At 73.9% G+C, this 20,699-nt stretch carries 20 protein-coding genes; 8 read left to right on the top strand and 12 right to left on the bottom strand.

Annotated elements, in window-relative coordinates; genetic code table 11:
- Positions 1-14 precede the first annotated feature (14 nt).
- Together ABFY07_RS31550 and ABFY07_RS31545 are read left to right on the top strand one after the other, a co-directional pair.
- A complete protein-coding gene (locus tag ABFY07_RS31550; RefSeq protein ID WP_346177767.1) occupies positions 15-1,982 on the top strand; it encodes an aminotransferase class I/II-fold pyridoxal phosphate-dependent enzyme in 1,968 nt (655 codons plus the stop codon).
- Positions 1,983-2,047: 65 nt separating this feature from the next.
- A complete protein-coding gene (locus ABFY07_RS31545) occupies positions 2,048-2,479 on the top strand; it encodes a cupin domain-containing protein (RefSeq protein ID WP_346177766.1) in 432 nt (143 codons plus the stop codon).
- A gap of 42 nt (positions 2,480-2,521) precedes the next feature.
- Here ABFY07_RS31545 and ABFY07_RS31540 read toward each other — a convergent pair whose 3' ends face one another.
- The gene (locus tag ABFY07_RS31540) at positions 2,522-4,303 is read right to left on the bottom strand and encodes a carbamoyltransferase family protein (RefSeq protein WP_346177765.1); all 1,782 of its coding nucleotides are present in this window, start codon (positions 4,301-4,303) and stop codon (positions 2,522-2,524) included.
- A 314-nt stretch (positions 4,304-4,617) separates the two neighbouring features.
- On the opposite strand from ABFY07_RS31540, the gene ABFY07_RS31535 reads away from it, so the two are divergent.
- The 6 genes from ABFY07_RS31535 (at position 4,618) to ABFY07_RS31510 (ending at position 9,157) form a co-directional block, all read left to right on the top strand.
- Positions 4,618-5,058, top strand: coding sequence for an NUDIX domain-containing protein (locus ABFY07_RS31535; protein ID WP_346177764.1), 441 nt, complete (start codon positions 4,618-4,620; stop codon positions 5,056-5,058).
- Entirely contained in the window at positions 5,055-6,110 is a 1,056-nt protein-coding gene (locus ABFY07_RS31530) for a helix-turn-helix transcriptional regulator (RefSeq protein ID WP_346177763.1), read from the top strand. Before ABFY07_RS31535 ends, ABFY07_RS31530 begins: the two co-directional genes overlap by 4 nt.
- 169 nt (positions 6,111-6,279) lie before the next feature.
- Positions 6,280-6,849: a hypothetical protein gene (locus ABFY07_RS31525; RefSeq protein WP_346177762.1), complete on the top strand. Its 570-nt coding sequence runs from the start codon at positions 6,280-6,282 to the stop codon at positions 6,847-6,849.
- Between the two features lie 208 nt (positions 6,850-7,057).
- Positions 7,058-7,270: a hypothetical protein gene (locus ABFY07_RS31520; RefSeq protein WP_346177761.1), complete on the top strand. Its 213-nt coding sequence runs from the start codon at positions 7,058-7,060 to the stop codon at positions 7,268-7,270.
- 111 nt (positions 7,271-7,381) lie between these two features.
- Entirely contained in the window at positions 7,382-7,654 is a 273-nt protein-coding gene (locus ABFY07_RS31515) for a helix-turn-helix domain-containing protein (protein ID WP_346177760.1), read from the top strand.
- Between the two features lie 6 nt (positions 7,655-7,660).
- Positions 7,661-9,157, top strand: coding sequence for an AfsR/SARP family transcriptional regulator (locus ABFY07_RS31510; RefSeq protein WP_346177759.1), 1,497 nt, complete (start codon positions 7,661-7,663; stop codon positions 9,155-9,157).
- A gap of 65 nt (positions 9,158-9,222) precedes the next feature.
- Here ABFY07_RS31510 and ABFY07_RS31505 read toward each other — a convergent pair whose 3' ends face one another.
- The 11 genes from ABFY07_RS31505 to ABFY07_RS31455 form a co-directional block, all read right to left on the bottom strand.
- Positions 9,223-10,002: a class I SAM-dependent DNA methyltransferase gene (locus ABFY07_RS31505; protein WP_346177758.1), complete on the bottom strand. Its 780-nt coding sequence runs from the start codon at positions 10,000-10,002 to the stop codon at positions 9,223-9,225.
- A gap of 41 nt (positions 10,003-10,043) precedes the next feature.
- Positions 10,044-10,997, bottom strand: coding sequence for a TIGR03560 family F420-dependent LLM class oxidoreductase (locus ABFY07_RS31500; RefSeq protein WP_346177757.1), 954 nt, complete (start codon positions 10,995-10,997; stop codon positions 10,044-10,046).
- A complete protein-coding gene (locus tag ABFY07_RS31495; RefSeq protein WP_346177756.1) occupies positions 10,984-11,277 on the bottom strand; it encodes an acyl carrier protein in 294 nt (97 codons plus the stop codon). Before ABFY07_RS31495 ends, ABFY07_RS31500 begins: the two co-directional genes overlap by 14 nt.
- Positions 11,278-11,321: 44 nt before the next feature.
- Complete coding sequence (locus ABFY07_RS31490; RefSeq protein WP_346177755.1) at positions 11,322-12,326, bottom strand: aldose epimerase family protein; 1,005 nt, start codon at positions 12,324-12,326, stop codon at positions 11,322-11,324.
- A 5-nt stretch (positions 12,327-12,331) separates the two neighbouring features.
- Positions 12,332-12,922 carry a GNAT family N-acetyltransferase gene (locus ABFY07_RS31485; protein ID WP_346177754.1) on the bottom strand — a complete coding sequence of 197 codons (591 nt, stop codon included), beginning with the start codon at positions 12,920-12,922 and terminating at the stop codon, positions 12,332-12,334.
- 13 nt (positions 12,923-12,935) lie between these two features.
- Positions 12,936-14,543: an aldehyde dehydrogenase family protein gene (locus ABFY07_RS31480; protein WP_346177753.1), complete on the bottom strand. Its 1,608-nt coding sequence runs from the start codon at positions 14,541-14,543 to the stop codon at positions 12,936-12,938.
- Positions 14,540-16,183 carry a class I adenylate-forming enzyme family protein gene (locus ABFY07_RS31475; RefSeq protein WP_346177752.1) on the bottom strand — a complete coding sequence of 548 codons (1,644 nt, stop codon included), beginning with the start codon at positions 16,181-16,183 and terminating at the stop codon, positions 14,540-14,542. Before ABFY07_RS31475 ends, ABFY07_RS31480 begins: the two co-directional genes overlap by 4 nt.
- 3 nt (positions 16,184-16,186) lie before the next feature.
- Positions 16,187-16,885 (bottom strand): cupin domain-containing protein, encoded by a 699-nt coding sequence (locus tag ABFY07_RS31470; protein WP_346177751.1) that lies wholly within the window; start codon positions 16,883-16,885, stop codon positions 16,187-16,189.
- 87 nt (positions 16,886-16,972) lie between these two features.
- Positions 16,973-18,073: an SIS domain-containing protein gene (locus ABFY07_RS31465; protein ID WP_346177750.1), complete on the bottom strand. Its 1,101-nt coding sequence runs from the start codon at positions 18,071-18,073 to the stop codon at positions 16,973-16,975.
- Entirely contained in the window at positions 18,070-18,879 is an 810-nt protein-coding gene (locus ABFY07_RS31460; protein ID WP_346177749.1) for a BtpA/SgcQ family protein, read from the bottom strand. Before ABFY07_RS31460 ends, ABFY07_RS31465 begins: the two co-directional genes overlap by 4 nt.
- A gap of 27 nt (positions 18,880-18,906) precedes the next feature.
- A complete protein-coding gene (locus tag ABFY07_RS31455) occupies positions 18,907-20,478 on the bottom strand; it encodes a pyridoxal phosphate-dependent aminotransferase (RefSeq protein ID WP_346177748.1) in 1,572 nt (523 codons plus the stop codon).
- Positions 20,479-20,699 lie beyond the last annotated feature (221 nt).

Genomic DNA, 20,699 nt, shown 5'->3' with positions numbered 1-20,699 from the left:
AGTGGAGATCGAGCATGCGCAGGTCCGCCGACATCGACGCGCTTCAGGACGTGCTGTGCGCTGCCCTCGGGTCCCGTGCGCCGGTGTGCTCCCTGACGCGGCTGGGCGAAACCGCCGAGGCGTTCACCGGTGCCGACGCCGCGGTGCTCGAGCGCCCCACCCTGGTCGGCGGCGGGTCCCAGTACCACCCGAGCAGCCCCGCGCCCACCGCCCACGCCGTCGAGGAGCTGGTCCGCCGCGCGGCGGCGCTGGACGTGCCCCAGATCCTCGTGCCCCATGTGCGCCGCGGCGAGGACACCACCGCGCTGCGGGCGGCCGGCCTGGTGCCCGTCGCGGCCGGGAGCGAGTGTGTCGTCCGGCTGACCGGCGAGGTGGACGAGGTGCTGCGCAACCGCGTCGGTGCCGGGCAACTCCTCGATCTGCGCCGCCGCCACCGCGCGGTCTCCCGTGAGGTCGGCTGGGAGCGGATCCCGCTGGGCGGGCTCGACGGGGCGCCGTGGGCGCGGGACGCCTTCGTGGAGCTGCACCGGCGCCAGGCCGAGCGCCACGGCGGCCGGGACAGCCTGTACAACGCCGACGCCCTCGACGCCCTGGCGCACGGCCCGTTGGCGGACCGCACCGAGATGTTCGTGCGCCGCAGAGGGAAGGCCGTGGTCCAGGCCGGGCTCCTCACCACCTCGCACAACGGGCGGGGGGTGTACGTCCTCACGCAGGCCGTCGACCACGGCGACCCCGCCGCGCGGCACAACCTCTTCGTGGCGTCCCTGTACCGGCTGTACCTCCACGCCCGGCGCTCCGGCCTGGACTGGGTCCACCTCGGCCGGGGGGACGCCTCCCGCATGCGGCGCCTCGGCGCCGACCTGTTCGTCCCCCTGGACCACTGGCTGCGGGCCCCCGGCCGCACACCCTCCCGGGAGGAGGAACGGGAGCCGGCGCTGTCGGAGTTCGCGGCACCCCCCGTCACGACCGTGCCGGTCCCGGGCCCGGCCCGGTTCCGCCATGTGCCGCGGTTCGACCAGATCGACCTGTCGAGCAACACCAATCCGTTCCTGGGCGCCGACGGTCACTATCCCGAGCTGGACACGGCGGAGCTGGCCCGGATCTATCTGGCCACCCTCGCGAAGCTGCCCGGCCACGACGGCGTCGGCGCGTTGGGCGCGGACCACCTGCTGTTCACCAGCGGGGCGGTCGACGGCGTCCTGCTCCTGCTGGCGGCGCTGGCCTCGCCGGGCGAGGGGGTCTGCGTCACACCCCCCACCTTTCCGCTGTACGACCACTTCGCCCGGGTGCTGCGGCTGCCCGTCACCGAGGTGCCGCTGCGCGGCGACGACCTGTCCCGGCTGGACACGGAGGCGATCCTGGCGGCCGATCCGCGGGTGACCTTCCTGTGCGACCCGAACAACCCCGTGGGCACGAGGCTCGATCCGGCCCAGGTGCGGACCCTGGTGGCCGAGAGCCGCGGTCTTGTGGTGATCGACGAGGCCTATGTCGAGTTCAGCGAGAAGCCCTCGTACGCCGGGTGGGTCGCACACCACGACAACCTCATCGTGCTCAGGACGCTCTCGAAGGCGTGGGGGCTCGCGGGCGCGCGCTGCGGGATCGTCCTCGCCCAACCGGGGATCACCGACGCGCTGCGGCGGGTGCAGGTGCCCTTCGGGTTCACCAACGCGTCACAGCGCGCCGTACGGGACCGGCTGACCCACTCCCGGCGGGTGCTCGCCGCCATCCGGCGCATCCGCGCCGAGCGCGATCGCATGGCGCGCCTCCTGGCCGACCACCCGGCGGTGGCCCGGGTGTTCCCCTCGGAGACCAACTTCCTGCTGGTCCGGCTGCACAAGCACGAGCGCGTGACGGAGCAGCTGGCCGCCGCCGGGATTCTCGTCGCCGACGTCGGGCGCCTCATCCCCGACACCTGCCGCATCACCATCGGCGACCGGCGCGCCAACACCGCGCTGCTCGAAGCACTCTCCGCCGCCCTGTGACCCAGGCGGAAAGACCCCGACGAGAAGACCCCAGCGAAAAGACCCCAACGGAAAGGATCCGGTTCGTGGGCAATGGTTCTCGCTCCGATCTCCCTCTGGCCTCCACCGTCGTCGCCGAGGGATTCGACCGCTGGAGCCCTCCTCTGAAGGAGGAATTCGCCACCAACGAGCACAACGGGCGCGTCGGTGTGACCCTGCTGAAGGAGACCGACGCGCTGCGCATCTGGGAGACCCACCTCCAGCCGGGAGAGCGCCTCCCCGTCCACCGGCATGTGCTGGAATACCACTGGATCGCGCTCACCGACGGCCGGGCCCGCCAGCACAACAGCGACGGCAGCACCCGGGAGATCTCCTTCGTCCGCGGGCAGACCCGGCACTTCGACGCCGCCGCGGACCGCTACCACCTCCACGACCTGAAGAACATCGGCGACGAGGTGCTGTCGTATCTGACGATCGAGGCGAAGGGCGGGCCGAACGAACCCCTCGGGCTCCGCTAGCGAACCGGCCCGCGGGGCGGGTGCGACCCGCGGGCCGGAGACTCAGCGGCCCTTCTTGGTGACCACGTACCGGTCGATGACGAGGTAGTCGATCTCGGTGGCGAGGAAGCAGTCCAGCGCGTCCCGCGGGGAGCAGACGATGGGCTCCCCGGCCACGTTGAAAGAGGTGTTGAGGAGGCAGGGCACCTCCGTCCGCGCCGTGAAGACCCGCAGCAGCTCCGCGAGCGCGGGGTTCTGCCGCTCGTCGACCGTCTGGACCCGCGCCGTGCCGTCCACGTGGCAGGCACCGGGGATCCGCTCCCGGTACTCCTTCCGCACCGGGAAGACGAACGTCATATAGGGCGACGAGGTCTTCTTGCCCATCTCGAAGACGCGCGGCGCCTCGGACTCGAGGACGACCGGCGCGAACGGCCGGAACGGCTCCCGGTGCTTCACCCTCAGATTGATGATGTCCTTGATGTCGGGGAAGGACGGGTTGGCGAGGATGCTGCGGTTCCCCAGGGCGCGCGGCCCGAACTCGGCGCGGCCCTGGAACCAGCCCACCACGTTCTTCCCCGCCAGCAGCTCCGCCGTCCGGTCGGCGACCGAGGCGGCGTCGGGCTCCTCCTGCCACTCGACGCGGTCCGCGTACTCCTTCAGCGCGTCCAGGACCTGCCGCTCGCCGTACGAGGGCCCCAGGTACGGGGTGGTGGCCGCGGTGGCGGGGCGGTTCCTGAGGCCGGCGGTGTACACGGCCGCGCCGATGGCGACACCCGGGTCGCTGGCCCCGAAGCTGACCTCCATGCCGGTGAACGACGACCGCTCCAGCATCTTGGTGTTGGCCACGCAGTTGAGCGCCAGGCCGCCCTCGAAGAGCAGGGTGTCCAGGCTGGAGGCCGCGGTCAGTGTCCGCAGCTGATGGGCCGTGATGGCCTCGACCATGTGCTGGGCCATTCCGGCCACCTTGACCCGGAAGTCGAACTCCTCGCGCTTGACCCCGCCGCCGTCGAAGAGGCTGTCGAACAGCGCGTAGTAGGCGTCCTTGTCGCGCGGGATGGAGATGGTGTAGGTGCCGTTCTCGTGCAGCCGCACCACGTGTTCGAGCAGGGGGTTGTGGCGCGGCGGCGGGCCGTACGCGGCCAGGCCCATGACCTTGTACTCGTCGTTGTTGGGCACGAACCCCAGATAGCGGGTGATCCTGCCGTAGGCCACGCCGAGCGAGCTGGTCATGGGCACGGCGCTGTCCTCGAACAGGCGGACCACGCCGTCGCGCACCTCGCCCATCACCGAGGACAGGGTCTCGGCCCGGCCGTCGCTCACCAGGAAGGCCGCGTCTCCCCCGCCGGCCAGATAGGCGCCGCACATGAGATGGGCCAGATGGTGGGGCACCAGGACCAGCTTGTTGGGGTCCGGCTCATAACCGGTGCGCTGGACGAAATCGCTGTACACCGCGTCGCGGCTGAGCATATCGGTATAGAGCTCACCCGTGCTGCGCAGAGCGTCGAACTTGGCGGTGACCGGCAGATCGGAGTCGCATATCTGCGTGATCATCTCCTCGGCCACGGCCGGGGAAAACCGCCAGGGGAAAGCGAAAACGTCCACCTGGTCAAGGCCCACACCTGCGGATTCCAGGCACCACTCGATCGCGTTCACCGGAAAGTCGGAGGTCTTCTTGACCCGGCTCAGCCGCTCCTCCTCGACCGCCGCGACCAACTCGCCATCGACGACCAGGGCCGCCGCGGCGTCGTGCCCCACCAGAAGATTACGGCCCACACCGGTCGCCCCGTAAAGACGCCCGAAAAGCTCCGCGCCCCTGCTGAATCCGTTGTAACCGAGCACGATCACAGGCTCTCAGCCTCCCAGCACGACTGTTAACGGCAGGAACAACAGGCTACTGGTGGCACATACTTGAAGGATAGACATGATGCGCGAGCGGCCTATCGACGACAAGAACTGAATCTCCCCGGGAAGAACGGCGCGGAGGCCCGTCCGGTATCTTTGCGTGCTGCCGCCAACGAGAGGTGAAAGCCGCAATGGGGTATACGCGCGGACGTCGCGTCACACACTGCCCGTACTGTGGAAGCGCCTATGCCGACGGGGTCGGCTGGCCGAGGGACTGCTCCGGCTGCGGCGAGACCCAGTGGCGAAACCCGCTGCCCGTGGCCGTCGCCCTGCAGCCGGTGGCCTCCGCCTCGGGCCGGCTCGGTGTGGTCGTGGTGCGCAGGGGGATAGAGCCCGGCCGGGGGCTGCTGGCCCTTCCCGGGGGGTATGTGGAGGTCGGCGAGACCTGGCAGGAGGGCGCCGTACGGGAGCTGCGGGAGGAAACGGGGCTGGTGGCCGCGGTGGACGGGGTCACCCTTTTCGATGTGCGCTCCACGGGGGACACCCTCCAGGTGTTCGCCCTGCTGCCGGTGCGCGAGGCCGGGACGCTGCCCGAGGCGGTGGCGATGCCCGAGACCATGGGGTGGCAGGTGATCGACACGCCGAGCGAGCTGGCCTTCGACACTCACACCGCGGCCCTGGCCACACTTCTGTCGGCGGCCCGCCTCCCGGGGCCCTCCGCCCACCTCCCGGCACGCATGGGAGGAGAGCTCCGGTGACCCTCCCCCTCCGCTCGGCCTCCCGCGGCCCCTCGTACCTCAGCGAGGACGAAGTGGCGGTCTACGACTGCGTCCTGAGGTACCAGCAGATCACCAGAGAGCGTCTGAGTACCGTCCCCGACCTGGACTTATCGGAGGAACAACTCGACTCGGCGGTCGGCGGACTGCTGGAGCTGGGCCTGCTGCGGGCCCATACGAAGGATCCGGCGCTGCTGGTGCCCGTGGACCCCGATCTGGCCGCCGCCGCCCTCGCCGCCCCGATCCGGGCCTCCCTTCAGGAACAGCGGCGCCATCTGAACCAGATCAGTGTCGAATTCGGCCGGCTGCGCGCGCACTTCCTCGACGGCCGGCGCCGGCCCTCCGACAGCATCGAGATCATCCCACATCTGGACGAGGTCCGCGCCGCCTTGAACCGTGCCTCCGACGAGTGCCGGGGGGAGGTCCTGAGCAGCCAGCCCGGCGGCGGGCGGGCGCCGGAGGTGCTGCAGGAGGCGATGAGCCGGGACACGGCGCTGCTCGCCCGGGGGGTGCGGATGCGCACCCTCTACCACCACACGGCCCGGTTCAACGCGCCGAGCCAGGCGTACGTGGCCGTGCTGTCCGGGCTGGGCGCCGAGTACCGGACCGTCCACGATCCGTTCGGCCGGCTGATCGTCTTCGACCGTGACCTGGCGTTCATCCCGGAGGAGGACGACGGCCTGGGGGCGGTGGTGGTGCGGGAGCCGTCCATCGTGGGCTACCTCCGCTCGGTCTTCGAGAACGCCTGGGCCCACGCCAGGCCCTTCTCGGACGCCGCCGCCGACGGCCTGGAGGCGGTGGCCAAGGAGCTGGACGGAACGATCCTGCGCCTGCTGGCGGCCGGCTACAAGGACGAGGCGATCGGCCGCAGGCTGGGGATGTCGCTGCGCACCACCCGCAAGCACGTGGCCGACATCATGGACTCCCTCGGCGCGGTGAGCCGGTTCCAGGCGGGGGTCCTCGCGGCCCGGGCCGGTCTGCTGGACCAGGAGGACGAGGAGCCGGGCGCCGATGAGCGGGGGGCCGGCCGGTAGCGGGCACGGGTGTCACGCCTTCGCGGGACCGGGACCCCGGGACCGGGCACGCGGGACCGGGGACACGGGACCGCGAACACGGGACTGGCGGACCGGGCGGCGGGCCGGTGATGATGCGGTGCGCTTCCGCGTCGGCCGCGAGAAGCGACCCCGACAGCGGAGGGCAGCGGTGTCCGCGACGGACTGGGAACTCTTCCTCCGCGACATAGCGCTGTGCCTGGCGACGTACCAGGGCCGGGGACCGGCCGTGGTCTGGCCCGACCGCGCCCACGCCGTCCTCCCCCGCCTCCGGGACCCCCATGGCCGCCATGCCCGCCGCGAACCCCGCGACCTTTGTGGCCCCCGTGGCCCCGGTGGCCTCCGCGGCCCCCGTGGCGCGTACGGCGGCCGGGCCGACTCCGGCCCGCGCCCCGCGCCCCGCGGCACCGGCGCCGGCCGGCTGGCCGCCGATCTGGGCCACCGCATGGGCTACGCCGTCGAGGCCTTCGAGCACACGCTCCCCGCCGAGCGGGCACTGGCCCTCCGACACCCCGGCGCCGACACCCTGGTCTGCCTCCTCCAGGGCGGGGCGCGCTGCCACGTCGAGGGCCCGGGCCGGCCGGGCGGCGAGGGCCGGGGGATCGATCTGCGGCTGTGCGCCGGGGAGGTCTTCTACGCCCCGGCGGGCCACAGCTGCACGCTTTCCGGTGCCCGCGCCCCCTGCCCGCTGCTGCTGCTCGTGCTCCGCGCGGTCCCGTGACCCGCCGGGCGGGCGGCCGGGAGGGCGGAAACTCCCGGATGAATATCTCTCATCCCGTTATGGCCACCCCTCGCCTTGCTGTCCGGCACGTTGGTGAGCGGCGGCGCGCGTGGTGCGCGCTCCGCGCCCCGAGCCATGATCGAGGCGTCAGCCCAGGGCGGATCGCCCCCATCATCCGCATCCGATCGCATCCACCGGAGGCCATGACATGAAAAAGCCGGTTCTTTCCGCCGCCGTGACCGCGCTCGCCGCTCTCGCCCTCGCCTTCGCCTTCCTCCTCCCGAGCGCGGCCGCGCGGACGGCCGGCGCCGACTCGCGGCCCGCGTCCTCCCCGGCCGTCTCCCTGGCCGACGACGCAGGGGGGACGGCCGGCTTCGGCTCTCCTGGCGACGACGACACCGGCTGGGGACGCCGCGGGTAAGTCATCACCGGCCACGGGGGCGGTGCGCGAGGGGGGACGGTGACGCCGTCCGGCGGCGTCACCGCCTCGACCCGTCGTACCGCGAGGCCAGGAGAGAGGCCGCTCACCACCATGGGACCACTCGACCGTCGTGTGCTGGAGACGCTCAGCGACCGCGAACGCGAGGTGCTGGACTGTGTCCTGGAGGGACACACCTACTCCTCCGCGGCGCGGCTGCTGGGCCTGAGCCCGCACACCGTCGACACGTACATGCGTCGCGTCCGGGCCAAGGCAGGGGTCAGCAATCGCATGCAACTCCTGCGGCTCGCGATGACCGACGCTCTCGGTGAGGGCACGGGGGACACGGGGCTAACACGGGGACACGCGCATCCAGACAGAAGGTGAGGTTCCGTGGAGTTCCACTTGCTCGGGCCCCTGGAGGTGTCCGAGGACGGGGCGGCGGTGCCCCTGGGCGGAGTGATCAAGCGGGGCGCGCTCGCCCATCTCCTCATCCACGCCAACAGCGTGGTGTCCGCGAGCAGGCTGCTGGCCGCCCTGTGGCCCGGCGACACCCCGCTGACCGCGAGAAAGATGCTGCAGAACGCCGTGCGGGAGCTGCGCCGGCTGCTGTCCTCGGGCCCGGTGCGCGACCGCGGCCCGGGCGGGCGGGTGGCGCTGGTGACCGACGCCCCCGGCTACCGGCTGCGGGTCGACCCCGAGGCGATCGACCTGTTCCGCTTCCAGCAGGCGGTGGAGCGCGGCCACGCCGAGGTGGCGGCGGGCTCATACGACTCGGCGGCCCGCGTGCTGCGGGAGGCGCTGGGGCTGTGGCGGGGTTCCGCGCTGGCCGATCTCGTGGAGTGCGGCCTCTCCTGGCCCGAGCCGACCGCCTGGGAGAACGCCCGGCTGAACGCCCTGGAGGACCTCTTCGAGGCCGAGCTGGCCCGCGGCCGCCACCAGGCGGTCCTCGGCGAACTCCAGGCGGTCGCCGCCGCCGAGCCCACGCGGGAGCGGCTGAGCTGTCAGCTCATGCTGGCCCTGTACCGCTGCGGCCGGCAGACCGACGCCCTCGCCGCCTACCGCCGCATCCGGGCCGAGCTGCTCGAACGGTACGGCCTGGAACCCACCCCCGGGATGCGGAAGCTGGAGCGGGCGATCCTCGAACAGGCACCGGAGCTCGACCCGCCGTGCGGTCCCGCGCTGATCGAGGTGGCGACCCTGCCCGGAGCCCACGGGGCGCGGCGGGCCCCCGCCCCGGGCGGTGCCGGACTCACCGCCGTCCGGGGACGGGCCACGCGCAACCGGATCAGCCTGGTATGGGTGCGTTACGCCCTGGAGGGGCCGGGGCACGACCCCTCGACCATCCAGGACGGTCTGCGGGAGGCCGAGCGGGCCGTCCGCGAGGAGGGCGAGCGGTTCGGCGGGACGATGGGACACGCGGCCGGGTCCGTCTTCTCCCTGCTGTTCGGCCACCCCGAGGCGGGTCCGGACGACGCCGCCCGGGCGGTGCGGGCGGCGTTCGCCGTACGCGACCGGCTCGCCGCCCGGGGCGCCGGAGCGGCGGCTCCCGCCGCGCCGGCGGGCCTCCATGTGGCCGTGGCCACCGGGGACGCCTACCTGCTGCTCCGCCCCGGGGAGACGGACGCCCCCCGGGTGATGGGCGAGGTGGCGGACCGATGTCTGAGGTTACTGGCGCTCGCCCCCCAGGGGCAGGTACGGGTCTGCGAGGTCACCCGCCGGGCGAGTGAACCGGACATCGCCTACCGCGTCGGCCCGGAACCGCCCGAGGGATGGGAGGCGGTCCGGGTCCGCGGGCACGGGCGCCGCGCCGACGGGGGCCCCGCGGCCGGGCCCCTGGAGTGGCCGGTTCCGGAGCACGCCGAACTGCCCGCGCGCGCCGCGCTCTGAGCCGCCGCCGGGTGCTTCCCCTCGGGCCCGGGCGGACCCGAGGGGAACGGCTCACCCGGCACGGCTCACGCGGCGCCGGGTTTCACCGCGCGGTGCAGGGTGCGGCAGGGGACGCTGGTCAGGGAGCAGGAGCCCGACTCGCAGTTGAGGTACTCGGGCTCGAAGTCGTGGTCGACGGACACGAGTCCGGCGGCGGCGAGCGCCCGCGACACCTCTTCCGGGTCGTACTCCCAGCTCCGCAGGGTCTGGTCCACGCGTACGCACGCGGGGCCCGACCCCAGGGCGCCCGAGACGCGCAGCATGCCGGTCCTGGCCTCGTCGTCCCAGACCCCGCGCTTGACGACGACCGCGTCGGGGCCGTCGGTCAGGGTGACGTGGTTCCAGTGGCGGAAGTGCGAGGCGGTGAACAGGTCGAACACGAACTCCCCGCCCTCGACGAGCGCCTCGCGCACGGACGTGAAGCAGCGCGTCAGCTCGGCCGGGGACTCGAGGTGGTTGAGGGCTCCGTCCAGGCTGACGCAGGCGGCCACGGGGCGCGGGAGGCGGAAGTCGCGGGCGTCCGCCTCCAGGAGGGTCACCGCCCCGCTGTCGATGTCGGGGGCGAGTTTCTTGCGCGCGATGTCGAGCATGGCGGCGGAGCCGTCGACGCCGGTGACCCGCCATCCGGCGGCGGCCAGCACGGAGACGGTCACCCCCGTGCCGCAGCACAGGTCGAGGACCGTGCGCTCCGGCAGCCGCCGCCGGTCCAGGTGGTCGGCGAGCCGGGGCGAGAAGGTGTGCGTCCAGCCTGTGTACTGACCGTCGAAGAAGCGCGCGAAGCCGTCCTTGTAGTAGTAGCTGCCCATGTTCGCCCTTCCTGTACGGGGGATGCGGAGGTGCGGGGGTGTCAGCCGGCCCGGAGGGCGGGCGCGACGTGCCGGGCGAAGAGTTCGCAGCTGCGCCAGTCGACCGGCGGGCGGGCGCCGAGCAGGAAGTCCCGGACGCCGAGGGCGAGATAGGGCCGCAGGCGCTCGACGCACTGCTCGGGGGTCCCCACGACCACGTACTCGGACCAGTCGGGTGAGTCGTTCCCGATGCGCCGCCGCAGTTCCTCGGCCCGCTCACGGGCCTCCCGCGCGTCCTCGCCGAGGACCGCGCGGAAGGTCACCGACTTGCGGATGTCCCGCGGATCGCGTCCCACGGCGGCGCAGTGGCCTTCGAGGCTGCTCAGCGTGGCCCGGTAGGCGTCGGGGGTGCCGGCGAGGGTGTTCCAGATGTCGGCGTGCTCGGCGACGACGCGCAGCGTCCGTTTCCTCCCCTCGCCACCGATCACCAGGGGCAGCCGGCGCTGGAGCGGCTTCGGTTCCAGATGGGCGTCCGTGAGCCGGAAGTGCTTGCCGTCGAAGGTGCTCGACTCGCCGGTCCACAGTCCGCGCATGACGCGGCAGGCCTCGTCCAGCATGTCCAGCCGGGTCCCGGCGGACGGGAAGGGGATGCCGTACTGCTCGTAGGCGAGGTCGGGGCCGGCCGCGCCGATCCCGAACTCCAGGCGGCCGCCGGAGACGTGGTCGACGGTGGCCGCCGCGGCGGCGGCGAGCGCGGGATGGCGCCAGGTCACCGCCGAGACGAGCACGGCGCAGCGGATGCGGGTGGTCCGTGCCGCCAGCGCGGAGAGCAGGGTCAGCCCCTCGAAGCACGGTCCGGCGGGGCCGCCGAGGGGTGGCCGGAAGTGGTCGAAGAGGGAGACCCAGTCGAAGCCGAGTTCCTCCGCGCGCTGCCACAGTTCGAGGGCTTCGGGGAAGGTGCGGTACTGCTGGCCCGAGTGGAGGCCGACCCGGACGGTGTCGTCATGAATCTGCATCGGTTCCGGCCCGCTCCTGTTCCTGTCGGTGCGGCGCTGTGACGAGGGGGCGGACGGCGTCGGTGAGGGTCCGGACGGTGCGGAACACCTCGGGGGTGACGGCGTCCGCGGGGAACCGCAGGGAGAAGGTCTCCTCCAGGTCGACGAGGAGGCCGGCGACGCCGAGCGAGGTCACCCCCAGGGCCGACAGCTCGGTGTCCGGGTCGAGTTCGCCCTCCGGCACCGCCGGCTCGGCTCGGCGCCGCACCGCCTGGGCGACGGAGGTCATGAGGGGGTCCATGGGTGGTCCTTCCGCTGGGAGGCCGCTGCCGGGCGCGCGCCAGGTCAGCCGGCCGAGAAGTGGTGAACGGTCCGGTGGCGGTAGACCTCGCCGGGGTCGAGCCGGACCGGCGGGTAGTCGGCGCGGTTGGGCGCGTCGGGCAGCGCCCCGGCCTCCAGGCAGATCCCCGACCGGCGCCGCCCGGTGAAGCCGTCGGCCGTGTAGACCCCGAGCCCGGGCTGGTCCGTGACCACGCGCATGGTGCGCCCGGACACCGGGTCGTGGAGCTCGGCGGCCCAGGCCGGATCGTCCAGGACGAAGCAGTTGTCCAGCGCGTGGTCGCCGACGGTTCTGGGCCCGGAGTAGTCGAGCGGGCCGCCCGCGATGTCGGCCGGGGGGCCGGGCAGCGGGATCAGCTGGTCGTCGAAGAGGGTCGTCCGGGTGGAGTTGACCGCCAGCGTGTGGCCGTCGATCGGGCCGGACCCGGCCAGGTTCCAGAAGGCGTGGTTGGTCAGGCTCACCACGGTGCTCGCCGTGGTGGTGGCCTCGTACGCGAAGGTCAGGCGGCCGCCGGGCGCCACCTCGTAGACCACCTCGGCGGACAGCGCCCCGGGGTAGCCCTGGTCGCCGTCCGGGCTGTCCAGGCGCAGCCGCAGCGCCGCCGCGTCGCCGCGCGGCTCGGGGTTCGCCTGCCACACGTACCGGTCGAAGCCGATGGCTCCGCCGTGGAGGTGGTGCCGCCCGTCGTTGCGGTCGAGTTCGTACGTGACGCCGTCGAGCACCAGCCGGCCGCCCGCCACGCACCGGCAGTAGCGGCCCACGGTGGAGCCGACGTAGGGGTTGCGCGCCCGGTCCTGGTAGGCGGCCAGGTCCGGGAGGTTCACCACCACGTTCTCCGGGCGTCCCTCGCGGTCGGGCACCAGCACCTCGACGAGGCCGGCACCGTACGTCCACACGGTGATGGCCAGGCCCTCGCCGGTGTCCAGGGTGTAGGCGTCCACCCGGGTCGGTCCCTGGCCCGCGTGTCCGGCCGTGGTCCCGACCGTCTCGCGTCGTATGGTCGCCGCCATGCCGGTCAGTCCTTTCCCGGGTCGGCCGCGGCCGGGCGCAGGGGCCGGTGGAGGTGGGCGTGGCGCCTGCCCGCCCCGTCGTCGAAGGTGGGGCCGCAGGGGGTGAAGCCCAGCAGGGCGAGCAGGGCGCAGGTGTCGCGCAGGTCGGGGTTGACCTGGGCGCGCAGCACGTCGCCGCCCGTGTCGGTCGCCACCTCCACGGCCCGGCGCACGCAGCGCACCCCGACCAGCGCCCCGGCGGTCAGCCACGCGGGGGCGACGGCCAGCCGCTGCAGGTACAGGGGCCGCTCGGCGGGCGGGAACACCGTCTCGTCCGTGCCGGTGGGCGGGCGCTCGGTCAGGGTGAACATGCCGGCCGGCCCGGTGGCGTGGTGGAGCAGGTGCACCGCGCCGGACTCCACCAGGCGCCGGGTGGTCTCCGGTCGCCGCGCCGGGGCGGGCGTGCCGGACATGGCCGCCTGATGGGCGTCGCACGAGGTCAGCAGCGCGTGGACCACGTCCGGGTCGGTGGCCGTGAGCCACCGCCAGGGGGGCGGTCCGGCGGGGTTGGGACCGGTGGGGTGCGGATCGGTGGGCGGTGTCTCGGCCCGGGACATCGTGGCCCCTCCCTCAGCGCTCGCCGACGCGTACGGTGACGGTCTTGGGACGCTGGTACTCGGTGAGCGCCAGCACGCTCATGTCCGTGCCGTGTCCCGAGGTGCCGCGGCCGCCGTGGGGCAGCTCCGCGGTCTGGTCCAGATGGCAGTTGACCCAGACCTCGCCGGCGTTCAGCTCTCCGGCCACGCCGAGCGTGGTGGCCGTGTGGGAGCCCCAGACGCTCGCGGCGAGGGCCTGCGGCACGGAGTTGGCGAGCGCCACGGCCTCCTCGACGCCGTCCGCCCGCTGCACCGTGAGCACGGGCCCGAACACCTCGTCGACCACCGCCGGGTCGTCGGGCGGGAGATCGGCCAGGACACGGCCGGGCCGCCAGTGGCCGCCCTCCTCCCCCGGCGCCGGGGCGAGGTCCGCCACGTGGTCCACGCCCGCGGAGCTGCTGGCGAGGAGTCGGTCGTAGCGGGCCGCCTGGTCGGCGTTGTTGAGCGGTCCGAAGTCGGCCCCGGCGCGCCGGTCGCTCATCGCCTTGGCCAGCCCTTCGACGACCCGGTCGTGGTTCTCCCGCAGGGTGATCACCCGGGCCGGGGCGGCGCAGCTCTGGCCGGCGTTGTAGGTGACGGCCCGCACCAGCGCCTCGCAGGTGTCGTCGGGGGCGTCCGGCAGCACCAGAGCCGGGCAGTTGCCGCCGAGTTCCAGGCTGAGCCGGCGCAGTCCCGCCCGGGCGGCGACGTCCTGGCCGCCCGCCACGCTGCCGGTGAACGCCACCGCGTCCACGCCTTCGGTGACCAGCAGGCGGCCCGTGTCCCGGTCGCCCGGCACGGTCAGCAACACGTCGGGGCCCAGGGTCCCGGCCGCGTCCCGGGCCAGCAGCAGGGCGGTGTCCGGGGTGGTCAGCGCGGGCTTGAGGACGACGGTGTTGCCGGCGGCGAGGGCCGGGCCGATCCGCCACGCCGCCATCATCAGGGGGTAGTTCCAGGGCACGATCGCCGCGACGACGCCCAGGGGCTCCCACCGCACCCAGCTCTCCCGGCCGCCCATGCGCCGGCCGGCGGCCGGCGCGGTGTCGGCCCGCAGCGCCCCGGCGTAGAACCGCAGCAGGTCGGCGCAGTGCTCGACCTCGCCGTGTGCCTCCGCCTCGGGCTTGCCGGTGCCGGCCCGCTCGGCCCGCGCGTACTCGGCGGACCTCTCCTCGATCAGGTCCGCGAACCGGAGCAGCCGCCTCGCCCGGTCGCGGGGGGTGAGGCCGGCCCAGCCGGGCTGGGCCGCGCGGGCCGCCGCCACGGCCGCTCCGGTCTCCCCTTCGCGGCCGACGGCGACGGTCAGCCGCTCCGCGCCGGTGCGGGGGTCGGTCAGGACCGCGGTGGGGTGGGTGTCGTCGCCGGACTGCTTGGCGCGTACGAACTCCGCGATGGCGTTCACCGACCGGAAGCGGTCCCGGGCGAGGTCCTCGGCCGTGACGGCGATGCCGAACGTCTTCTCCAGGGCCTCGAACAGGCGCAGGAAGCCCACGGAGTCGAGCAGGCCGGTGTCGATCAGCGCCGTGTCCCGGTCGGTCACGTCGATGTGCAGGTCCTCCCTGAAGAGCTGCACGACACGGGCGGCGACGGGTGACGTCTCGTTCACTGGGCGCTCCTGGTGGGTGGGACGGCTTCGGGAGGCTGGGACAGGCCGGTGATCCGCGCGGCGAGTTCGCGGCGGAGCACCTTTCCCGTGGCGGTTCTCGGGATCGCGTCGAGGACGAGGATCCGGGCGGGCCGGCAGGCGGGCCGGAAGGCCTGGGACAGCGCGGTGTGCGCCGGTGGCAGCGGGTCGGCGCCGGGCACCGGTACGACGGCCGCCACCACCTCCTCGCCGAGGAAGCGGTGCGGCAGCGCCACGGACGCGGCGTCCCGCAGCTGGGGCACCGCCCTGAGCACGCGGTCCACCTCGTCCAGGGACACGGCCTCGCCACCCACCTTGGCGATGTTCTTCACCCTGCCGGTGACGACCACGAACCGCCGTCCCGAGTCGGGGTCGAGAACCTCCGTGCCCAGGTCCTGCGAGTGGAACCAGCCGCCGGCGAAGGCCTCGGCCGTGGCCCGCTCGTTGCCCTGGTAGCGGGTCATCACATTGTGCCCGCGCATACAGATCTCGCCCTCCTCCCCCGGCTTCGCCCGCTCACCGCCCGCGGTCAGCACCGCGACCTCGTTGCCGTACAGGGCGGTGCCGATGGACGGGATGTCGGCGTCCGTCATCAGCCGGCGGTAGGAGTCCTCGGACAGGTCGGCGGGGAGGGTCGTGGAGAAGTTCACCGTCTCGGTGAGCCCGTAGCCCTGGAGCACCCGGACGCCCGTGCGCTCCCGTACGGCTCGGGCGGTGCGCGCGGTCAGGGGGGCCGCCGCGGAGACGAAGTAGTCGAGGCCGGCGGGCGGTTCGGGTCGCCGCCAGGTCTCGGCGAGGGCTTCCAGGATGCTGGGGACGACGCTCGCGATCCGCGGCCGGAAGCGCTCGACCAGCCGCGGGTACCGCAGCGGGTCGAAACCGGGGGCGAGGAGGACGTGCGCGCCGGCGGCGAGGACGCCGAGCACGGTGAAGTGCAGGCCGTTGACGTGCTGGATGGGCAGGCAGCCGAGCACCCGGTCCCCGGGGCGCAGCCCGTGGTGGCGGCGCAGCGCCTCCGCGTTGACCGCGGCGGCATAGTGGGACTGGGCGACCAGTTTGCCGGCGGCGGTCGATCCGGAGGTGGCGAAGAAGAAGGCGTCGTCGTCCGGGCCGGGCAGGGTGTGCGCATCGGGCACGGTGGGGTCGGGGAGGGTGTGCGGGTCGGGCAGGGCGACGGCCTCCGGGAGGGCGTCCGCCGGGGCGGCGCCGGGCCGCAGGACCAGGTCGGCCCCGGCCGCCGCGGCCTGCTCCCGGCGGCGGCCGGCCGGGTCGAGCGGGTTGAGCATGAGCAGCGGGCGGCCGGCCCGCGCCACCGCGAGGACGGCCAGGACGGATGCCGCGTCGTTGACCGGTGCCAGGGCCACCGCGCGGCCGGGCGGGGCGGCCGGGTCGCGGCGCAGCCATCCGGCCAGCCGTCGGCTGAGCGCGTCCGCCTGGCCGTAGGAGAGGGTGACGGTGTCGCCCGCGGGCGTCGGTGTGGTGAGGAACGGGGCGTCCGGCCGCTCCCGGGCGTGGTGGTCGAGACGGGAGAGCACCGTCGTCCAGGGCGTCAGCCGCTCGGTGAGGGGCCTGCCCTGGTAGGTGTGGGCCCGGTCGAAGTCGGTGGGGGTGTCCGGCGCCATGGCTCACCCGAACCGGTGCGGAGAGTGCGGGCAGCCCTTCGCCGCCAGCTCCTCGCCGCTGGAGGCCCGGATGTCGCAGAGCCGACAGGTGATGTGGCCCAGTTCGCTCAGGAGCGCGGTGTACGCGGTGAGGTTCTGCCGTTCGGGGCTGTCCAGGTGCCGGTGCGGGGCGCCCACGGCGAGGATCATGTGGTCGGTGACCGCGCCGACCGCGTGGGTGACGGCGCCCTCGACCATGTAGACCTGGCCGGGGCGGGTCTCCACGATCTCCCCGGCGACGGCGATGGTGCCGGTTCCGGCCAGGACGAACAGCAGGTGGTCGCCGGGGTGGGTGTGCGGGGCGAAGCCGCTCCCGGCGGGCACGTGCAGGATGTCGGCGCCCATCTGACCGCTCGACAGCAGGGAGCGTCCGGTGGCAGCGGCGGTCTTGGACACCCGGGTGGGCCCGGGGGCGACGTCGATGCCGAGTTGCTGGGTGGTGCCGTCCAGGCCGAGGTCGGCGGCCCAGTCGCAGATCAGCAGGGGCGCGGGGCGGGTGGCGGGTTCCTCGGGGCGCGGGGCGCCGGCGGCCTTCGCGAGGCCGAGGACCGCCAGCAGTTCCACCGCCTTGGCCTCGCGTTCGGCGGGGGCGAGGCTGTGCAGCTCCTCGGTCAGAACCTCGATGACCTGCTGGGTGGGCAGGCCGTGCATCGTGTCGCTCAAGGCGTCCTCCGGGTCACGATCGGTGTCGGTGCGGGGTGTTGGCGGTGCGAGGTGTTGGCGGTGCGGGGTGTTGGCGGTGGTGCGATGTCAGTGGGGGTTGTCGGGCGCGGGCCTGCCCGCCGCGAACGGCGTCCGCCCGAGGCGGTGGGCGAGATGACAGGCGAGGGGGGCGGCGTACAGGTGGTAGAGCAGCGGGGAGAACTCCTCGCGCACACTCCCCCGTACGGGAAGCCGGGCCCAGGCCTCGGCGGCGCCGCGGTCGTCGTCCGCTGGGGTGATGGCCACGACCCGCCGCCCCAGGCCGGCGGCCCGTCGGATGACCTGGTGGGCGTGGTCGCGGGCGTGTCCGGGGGGCGCCACCACGAAGGTCGGCATGTCCGTCGGGCGGGCGAACCGCTCGACGTGACACCACTCCTCCAGATCCTGCCCGGCGGCGAACACCCCCGAGGTCTCGATCACCTTGGCGGCGCTGTAGAGGGCCGTTCCGTGGGAGGGCCCGCTGCCGAGCACGGTCAGCACCGGGGCGTCGGCGACGCGCTCGGCGACCTCACGGCACGGCCCGCCGACGGTGCGGACGGTCTCCTCCACCGCCCCGGCGAGTGCGACGAGTTCGTCCCGCAGGGCGTCGGCCCGGTCCCGGTCGAGCCGTCCCCGCGCCTGTCCCAGCCGAATCGCGATCAGCAGGGCACCGAGCACGCCGGCCTGGTAGGTGCGCACGCCCGGCGACGGTTCCTGCCCGGGCAGGCCGACCAGGAGGGCGGCGTCGGCGGACTCGGTGAGCGGGCTCGCGGGGGTGCCGGTGAGGGCGACGACGGTCGCCCCCGCGCGGCGGGCCCGCTCGGCCGACCGTACGACGAGCGGGGTGCGGCCGGAGGCGGAGACGGCGATGGTGAGGACGGTGTGGGCCGGGCGGGGCGCGTCGGGGCGCGCGTAGTGGGTGAAGGGCAGCGCGCTCACCGGCCGGCAGTCCACCCCGGCCAGGGACTCGAAGGCCATCTCGACGGCGCGGGCGGCGTGGTAGGAGTCGCCGTCGCCCACGATGACCACCGACTCGATCTCCGCCGGGCGCGCCCCGGACAGCAGCGCCCGCGCCTGCTCGTCGAACGCGCCGGCGTGCGTACGGAGGTCGTCGGCGAGGGCCTCCGCCTGGCGCAGCATCACCTCGGGGCCCGGTGCGGGGACGGTCATCGCTCGACTCCCCGCACGATGTCGACGTAGGCGCGGACGCGGTCGACGTCGATCGCGCCGCCCCAGCCGCCGCGCTCCAGACACGTGCCCACGAACGCCCCGTCCGCGGCGGCGAGCAGCCGCGCGGCGTTGTCGTGGTGGGTGTGGCCGGCCAGGATCACCGGCAGTCCGGGGGCCGCGTCGCGGACGGACGCGATCATCTCCAGTGCCGTGCGCTCGTCCGGGTGGCACAGCGACACCGCGTCGGCCCCGACGCCCCGGGCGGCGCGCGCCACCTCCGCGGTGGTCTTCCCCCCGCCGAACCACGTGAAGTGCATGGAGTCGACCTCCGCGACGATGCCGATGCCCTCGGCGCCGATGGAGCGGCGGTAGGCCATCACCTCCAGCGGGTCGGCCCGCACCATGCCGTGGGCGGTGAGGGTCTGTCCCACCAGGGCGCCCGCCCGGATGAAGTCGCCGCCGGCCACCCGCGCCACCGCGAGGGAGGCCTTGTTGGCGTTGCGCATCAGCTGCACTCCGACGCGGAACCCCTCCCCCGTGGCCTCCGCCACGGCCCGCGCGATCAGGCCCATGGCCACGGTGCGGGCCGGGTCGGACTCGTCGGCGACGCTGTAGACCCGGTCCACGGTCTGGATGAGGCATCCGTCCGCGCCGCCCTCGTACAGGGCGCGCGCGGAGGCCACCGCGGTGTCGAGGATGCGGGGGAACGTGCCGGTCTCGTGGAAGGGGGTGCCGGGCAGGGGTGCCAGGTGCACCATGCCGAGGACCAGTTTGTGTCCGTCGCCCGGTGTCGTCCACGTACTCATGCGTCTCGGCCTCCGTCGGGGACGTCGTCAGCGGCTGGCGGTGGCGGTGAGGTGGGCGCCCAGCCTGTCGATGGCGGGCGACAGCTCCTCCCACGGGCGTGCGGTGGTCACCCGCATCACCGCGCCGGAGAAACAGAAGGTGAGGATGCCGGGGAAGAGGGAGACCCCGGTCTCCCGCAGGATGTCGCGGAAGCAGCGGTAGGAGTCGTCCCAGTCGGGGAACTCCACGGCCGTGTTGATGGAGAACCGCGGCGGCAGCACGCGCGCGGAGATGTCCGCGAGGCGGACGGTGGCCGCGTCGCGCAGCGCCGTGAGGTCCTCGATCCGGCGCAGCCGGTCCGTGCGGTAGGCCCGGTAGGCCTGCCGCAGGCGGTCGAGGCCGAGCCCGTAGGATGCCTCGAACTCCTTGAGCTCGGCCGGCCCGGGTTCCTCCACGCCGGTGATGAGCCACCGCTCCATGCGGGCCAGCACTTCCACGACGGTGTAGAAGAACGAGGGCGGCCCGCCGAAGGACGAGGACGCGTACTCGTAGTACTCGGCGATGAAGGCCGGGTCGGCGAGGAACCAGCCGGCCTTCAGCCCCGGGGCCGACCAGGTCTTGGAGAGGCTGGAGACGCGCACCACATGGGGCGCGCCGCGGGCGGCGGACCGCTCCTCGTAGGTGCCCAGCCACTCGTGGCACTCGTCGAGCACGATGACCGTGGACGGCGAGGCCGCCCGGATCAGCCGGGCGAGCCCCTCCTCCGTGACGGCCGCGCCGGTGGGGTTGCCCACGGTCTGCAGCAGCACCAGCGGGGTGTCGGGGGTGAGGGCGTCGATGAGCGGCTCGACGGAGGTCCGGCCGTGCTCGCTCGCCAGCGGGACCAGCCTGACGCCGTGCCGCCGGGCCACCGTCTCCACCAGCGGCGGGTAGTTGGGGGTCGCGCACAGCGCGGGGGAGCCCGAGGGTGGGCGGCCGTGCAGCACGAAGTCCGCCAGGGTGCTGACCGCGAAGGTCCCGCCCATGGTCATGGCCACGTGTTCCGGGCCGTACCGCAGGCTGTCGACGCGGGCGCTCTCGTACGCGGCGATCGCCTCTCGCGCGGGGTGGCGCCCTCGCGAGTCGGAGTAGCCGTACCAGTCGCGGTCCAAGGCGTAGCGGATGCATTCCTTGAGGCTCTGCGGCAGCCCCCACCGTTCCTCGTCCACCGCTCCGCTGGAGAGGATGTAGCGGGCGCTGTCCCTGAGTTCGCCGTAGAGGTCGTCGCGGAAGTACCAGTTGAACAGCTCCTTGACGAAGCGGACGGTGGCCCGGGAGCGCAGCACGTCGTCCGGCTGGACCGGGCGCAGCGGGCGGCTGGCCCGCCATCGCTCGGCGAGCCCGGGGTGCCGGGCGTGGCCGCGCAGTTCGTCCTCGACGCGGCCCAGCCACAGGTCGCGCAGTTCCAGGGGGTTGTCGGGTTCGCGGGCCCGGGCGAAGACGTCGAGGACGCGTTCGTCGACGCGGGGCACGAAGCTGTCGCTGACGCCACCGGGACGCGGGGCGCGCCCCGCTGTCTCGAGGGCGTCCCGTGACATGTGCCGGGGCCGGGGGGCCGGGGCGGGGTCGAAGAGGGTCATCGGCTTCCCGTGTGGAGGGGGGCGGTGGACGGGCGGCGCTGTACGGGGCGTGGCTAGGGTCTGTCGTCAAAGGGGGCGTCCGGCCGCGAGCGGCGTCTGGCGCAGGGGGCACCTCCCAGCGGTAGCTGGGGGAGCCTCGCAAGGCGGAGCATCGCCCTCGTACTGGGCGTACTCGGGCGTTGCGACAACGCAGCGAGGTGCCGCCCGCCGCCGCAGCGGCT

The sequence above is a fragment of the Streptomyces sparsogenes subsp. cuspidosporus genome (assembly GCF_039532705.1).
GTDB classification, from domain to species: domain Bacteria; phylum Actinomycetota; class Actinomycetes; order Streptomycetales; family Streptomycetaceae; genus Streptomyces; species Streptomyces sparsogenes.
Note: the sequence above shows the minus strand (reverse complement) of the source record. Positions and strands in the feature narration are given on the sequence as shown.